This is a genomic window from Candidatus Parvarchaeota archaeon, assembly GCA_016866895.1.
Lineage (GTDB): Archaea > Micrarchaeota > Micrarchaeia > Anstonellales > VGKX01 > VGKX01.
This window is the reverse complement of the sequence record VGKX01000107.1, coordinates 1-4,273: the sequence shown is the minus strand read 5'-3', so window position 1 is coordinate 4,273 and position 4,273 is coordinate 1. Positions and strand designations below refer to the sequence as shown.

Below are 4,273 nucleotides of genomic sequence, written 5' to 3'. Positions count from 1 at the left end.
TTTTCCAAAGCGGCTTTGCAAATCTGGAGCCTGCCGCGCTGCCAGGTTACGCCACGACCCCCTCCGTACGCTGTCAAGTTAAACAATGCGCCTTTATATAGCTCAATATTGCCTTGCCCAAAGTTAAAGAAGGTTTGCGGGATGTGACGGAATTGGGCGCACTCAAATAATGCCATCCAAAACCCTTAAAAATGCTAGTTACCTAATAGGTAACTATGTATTCAGAGATTCCATATGTTGGCATGCGCGCATACGCGCTGCTCTTCAACCGTTTTGGGGCAGCCCGCCCTTTCACCCAGTCGGAGCTGGATTTCATATTCTCCAGTTCAATGAAGAAAAAAATATTTTCCATCCTGTTGAATGCTGGCTGGATAACAAAGCACAATAGACATAATTATGTGTGTAATGAGCCTGGAAAGATAATCCGGCATCTGTTGGATTTCAAGGTGCCCGAAATGATGATGAAGGCGCAAAAATCCTATGCTTTTTCCGGACTCTCCGCAATAGAGTTGTGGAGTGATTACTCCTACACACAGCGAAGCTATGAGCGATCGCCCTATTTCATCAGGGTACTGCGCAAGGACCTGGAGTATTGGAAAGGTTTCTTTGCAGCGAAGAGAGTGCCCGTGTATGTTGGAGGGGGAACCTCCATCGGCGAGTTTGTTATACTCTTGCCTGTGGCAAAGCTGGAGGCATTTGAAAAAGACGGCTTGTCTGTCGAGCCGCTGCAAGAGGCGATGGAAGAGGCAAAAAAAAATGAGATGCATTCTTATGCATACGAATACATGAAAGAAAAATATGGGCGGGGTTATGGATAAATTTGCCGCACGTGAAAAGGAAATTTTCAGTGCTTTGCAGGTAATGGTGAGCTCAAAGTGCAACATTGTTGTTATAGGCGGCTATGCAGTGAATGCCTATGCACTGCCCCGCTTTTCCGTGGACTGCGACCTTGTGACGCAAGAAGAAGACTTGCGAGATGTAGGAAACGCGCTTTTATCCTCTGGTTTTGTGCGCGTGCCCCCTCCAAAACACTCGCCATACGTGAATTTCTCCCGCTACGAAAAGGAAGTTCTGCCTGGAATGATTGCTGCGTTTGACGTGCTTGTTGGAGAGGTTCATGACCGACAGTCAGGAACAACGTTTGCTGCAGACTGGATTTTTTCTCATTCATCAATTGATTCCCTTCCAGCAAAGACGTTTGCCGGGCAGCTGAAAATTCGAGTAGTTGATGCAGATTCACTTTTTATTATGAAATTTTGTTCTGCTCGAGGAACTGACATACGAGATATTTTCATGCTATGCGACAGGGTAAGGGATTGGAAATGGGTTGGTGAAGATATTGCCTCAAGAATAGATTTAGGAGTGCAACACAAGAAAATAATGCAAAAAGTGTCAGGCAAGGAGTTCAGCAAAGACTTGGGAGGGGTTTTCGGCTATGTGGAGCCTGCGGCATTTGAAAAAAGGCTGAAAATATTGGAAAGCATTGAAGAAGGATAACTTTTAACAGAAAATAAACTTTTCTGCCAAATTTTACGTCCTAGTGCAAAAATGACTGTTACTTGGTATTGTCATCGAAGCTGACGCCACGACCCCCATTGTGGACATTTTTCATGTCGTAGGGGCACCGCTTGGGATTAAAACACAACCCCAAGCGACACTGCCACGTTAGTAAATAAGGCAAGCATGTTTTATATAGGTTTTAGAGTTGGCAGGAAGCCTTCCTGACACGCACAACATGTACCCGGTCTACTTCATTTGTCTCAAGTTCTGGCCAGTCTTCTGCTATGGCAGCCCTCAGGCACTTCAGTCGATAATCAAATTCCAGCAAATCACCCCTTCTGCTTGGGGTGAACTAATGCAAATGCACGCAATTGCCTCTGGCTTAGGCGCCATTATTCTAGCAAAGCATCGATTCTGAATAGAAGTTGTATCAGCTTGCGAAACTCCTTCTTGCTAATTTTCTTGCCTTTTTTCATTGCCAAGAGTAAGAGAATCTTTTTTCTAAGCAATGCTTGCCTGAGCCTCACAAGCCTTCTATGCGCCATTACCCTAAGGCGCTTCCTCGTAAAGGCGGCAAAATCAATGCGCAAGCTTTTCCTAAGCTTATTTTTCCTGGGACGCTGATGCCTGAGAGTTTTTGCACTACTCCTTGCTTCGGCATTTTCTAGATCAGCGCCGATTTTCTCGGGCTTCTCTTCGCTAGTTGAAAGCTGCTTGTACATGGTATCCTCAATTTTTTTCTCTTCAGCCCCCTTCCGCTGTTTTGTTTCTTTCCTCTTTCCATTGCCACTCTTGAATCCCCCTTCATCTTTTTTCCCGTCTTCTTGCCTGCCGCCAACCGGCTTTTCCTCCGCCTGCTTCGAACCCTTCCCATTGTGCTGGCTTCCGCCGTCTTTTTTCCCGTCGTCGCGCTTCCAGCCATCATCCTTGCAGCTCTTGCCCGCTTCTCTTCGTTCCTCTCTATCTGCTCCCAAGCCGCTTTCACGCTGCCATGAAGGCTCGTTCTCTGCTGGCGAAAGCCCCACCAAATGTCCGTACATTTTGCGCAGCCAAGCGCTCGCCAATATGTCCTCGTAAGTGTAGCGGCCTATTACGTATCGTTTGGAGCTTTTGGAATTCTTGCTGCTGTGAGAACCAGAATATTCTATGTTTTTTGCCGGTGTGTGATTGGAATAATCGGTTCTCCTGTCTCGGCTCTCGTAACTGTCAAATACAGTTGTCTCCGCAATTCTCGAATCTAACTTGAGCTGCTGGGAGGCGGGTTGCTGCACCTGGGCAGGCAGCGCGATTATTGGAGCCGTCGGCGATATAACAAACGCATCTTTCGGCCTCAAAAACGAGCTGTCTTGCGGGACGACATTGGCTTCTTGCGTTGAGAGGACGGCAGGGGGAAGGGTTATCCGTTCTGTCGAAATGCTCTGGAACAGGTCCAATACGGCCTTCTCCTTGTTCTTGCCGCTGCAAGCGTCGCAGCTGCACCCTGTTTCATGAGGGCCATACATATCCAGATTGGTTTTCATCTCTTGCCCGATGCTGGAAAACAGGCTCTTGGTAGCATCCGTCTTTGCCTTTCCGCTGCAAGCGTCGCAGCTGCACCCTGCCTGGTGCGGGATCAGCGTTTGCCGTATCTTCTCGACCACCCTGGATTTCATTCCTGCAAAAACGCTTTTCTGGCCAGCCGATGCCACGGCATGCTCGACAGCCTTTGTTTGAGGGGTTGCTTGGATTGGTACAGCCATATCAGATTACCTTAAGGTGCCATTGGTTAGAAAGTCGATTGTTGGCTTGCAGAATTTCTTGACAAGCTTCTCAATTTCCTGCGTAGGCACTTTTTCCACTAAAAGCTTTTTCATTTCATCTCTTATCTCAACCCTTAACCGTTGCATTTTCGGGAGTTGTGAGGAAGAGGGCGTTTTGTGGTCGTGGCCACCGCCAGGCTTGTTCTCGTGGAAGAATTTGTTAAGAGCTTCAAGCTTCGTTTTTAGCCCTTTTAGCTTCACATCCTGATATGTTCTGCCTGCAAACAGACTTGTATTGATGCCAGACTTATTCTGACTCTTTTGAATAGTGTCAATCATCCTATCACCTGTGGCTTGTTATTAAGATTTTAGTTATTTTTAATATATTACTAATTTATAACTATTTCTTAACAAGATTGGAGTATTATTAAATCTGGGGGATTTCTTTATAAGCAAGTTAATAAAAAATCCAAAATATGCCAATAATCAGCGTTTCGGTGGATGACAAAACCCTTGAGGAGCTTAAACAGCTTGAGCGGGAGCTTGATTTTTCGGGCCGTTCTGACGCAATAAGGGCAGGCATACGGAAGCTCATATCTGAGAACAATGAAAGAAAAAGAATGAAAGGCAAGACCAAGGCAGTTCTATTAGTGGTGCATTCGCAGGATGATGAGGACAAGGCCAACGGGGCAAAACACCAGTTCGAGGACATAATCGGCATGCAGATACACAGCGACATGGGCGGTGGCAAGTGCCTCGAGATTTTCGTCATGGACGGCGACGCCAAACGAGTACAGGACTTTGTTGGGCAGATGCAGTCAAACAAGGGCATCGAAAACCTCAAGCTTGTACTGCCGTGATTGTATTGAAGCGCTTTATTTCTTATTCGTTAAGCGACGCCACAAATGAAGAGTTATTATAGGAGTGCGTGGTTTGGTTTATGCGAATTTCACTTGAAATTGTCAACTCCTGCAAGTCATGCGCTGCCAAGTGCTGCAGGGGGCTTGCAGTTGTGCTGACAATACCGGAGGCTA

At 46.6% G+C, this 4,273-nt stretch carries 5 protein-coding genes; 3 read left to right on the top strand and 2 right to left on the bottom strand.

Going from position 1 to position 4,273, the window contains the following annotated elements; genetic code table 11:
* Positions 1 to 215 precede the first annotated feature (215 nt).
* Together FJZ26_04505 and FJZ26_04500 are read left to right on the top strand one after the other, a co-directional pair.
* Positions 216 to 818 (top strand): hypothetical protein, encoded by a 603-nt coding sequence (locus FJZ26_04505; GenBank protein ID MBM3229665.1) that lies wholly within the window; start codon positions 216 to 218, stop codon positions 816 to 818.
* Positions 811 to 1,497 (top strand): hypothetical protein, encoded by a 687-nt coding sequence (locus FJZ26_04500; GenBank protein ID MBM3229664.1) that lies wholly within the window; start codon positions 811 to 813, stop codon positions 1,495 to 1,497. The genes FJZ26_04505 and FJZ26_04500 overlap by 8 nt, the downstream gene beginning before the upstream one ends.
* A 395-nt stretch (positions 1,498 to 1,892) precedes the next feature.
* On the opposite strand, the gene FJZ26_04495 is transcribed toward FJZ26_04500, so the two are convergent.
* On the bottom strand, positions 1,893 to 3,239 hold the full coding sequence (locus FJZ26_04495; protein ID MBM3229663.1) for a hypothetical protein: 1,347 nt from the start codon (positions 3,237 to 3,239) through the stop codon (positions 1,893 to 1,895).
* A gap of 6 nt (positions 3,240 to 3,245) precedes the next feature.
* A complete protein-coding gene (locus tag FJZ26_04490; protein ID MBM3229662.1) occupies positions 3,246 to 3,578 on the bottom strand; it encodes a hypothetical protein in 333 nt (110 codons plus the stop codon).
* 137 nt (positions 3,579 to 3,715) lie between these two features.
* Between FJZ26_04490 and FJZ26_04485 the strand changes: the two genes are divergently transcribed.
* Positions 3,716 to 4,099, top strand: a complete 384-nt coding sequence (locus tag FJZ26_04485; protein ID MBM3229661.1) for a CopG family ribbon-helix-helix protein — start codon at positions 3,716 to 3,718, stop codon at positions 4,097 to 4,099.
* Positions 4,100 to 4,273: the final 174 nt, after the last annotated feature.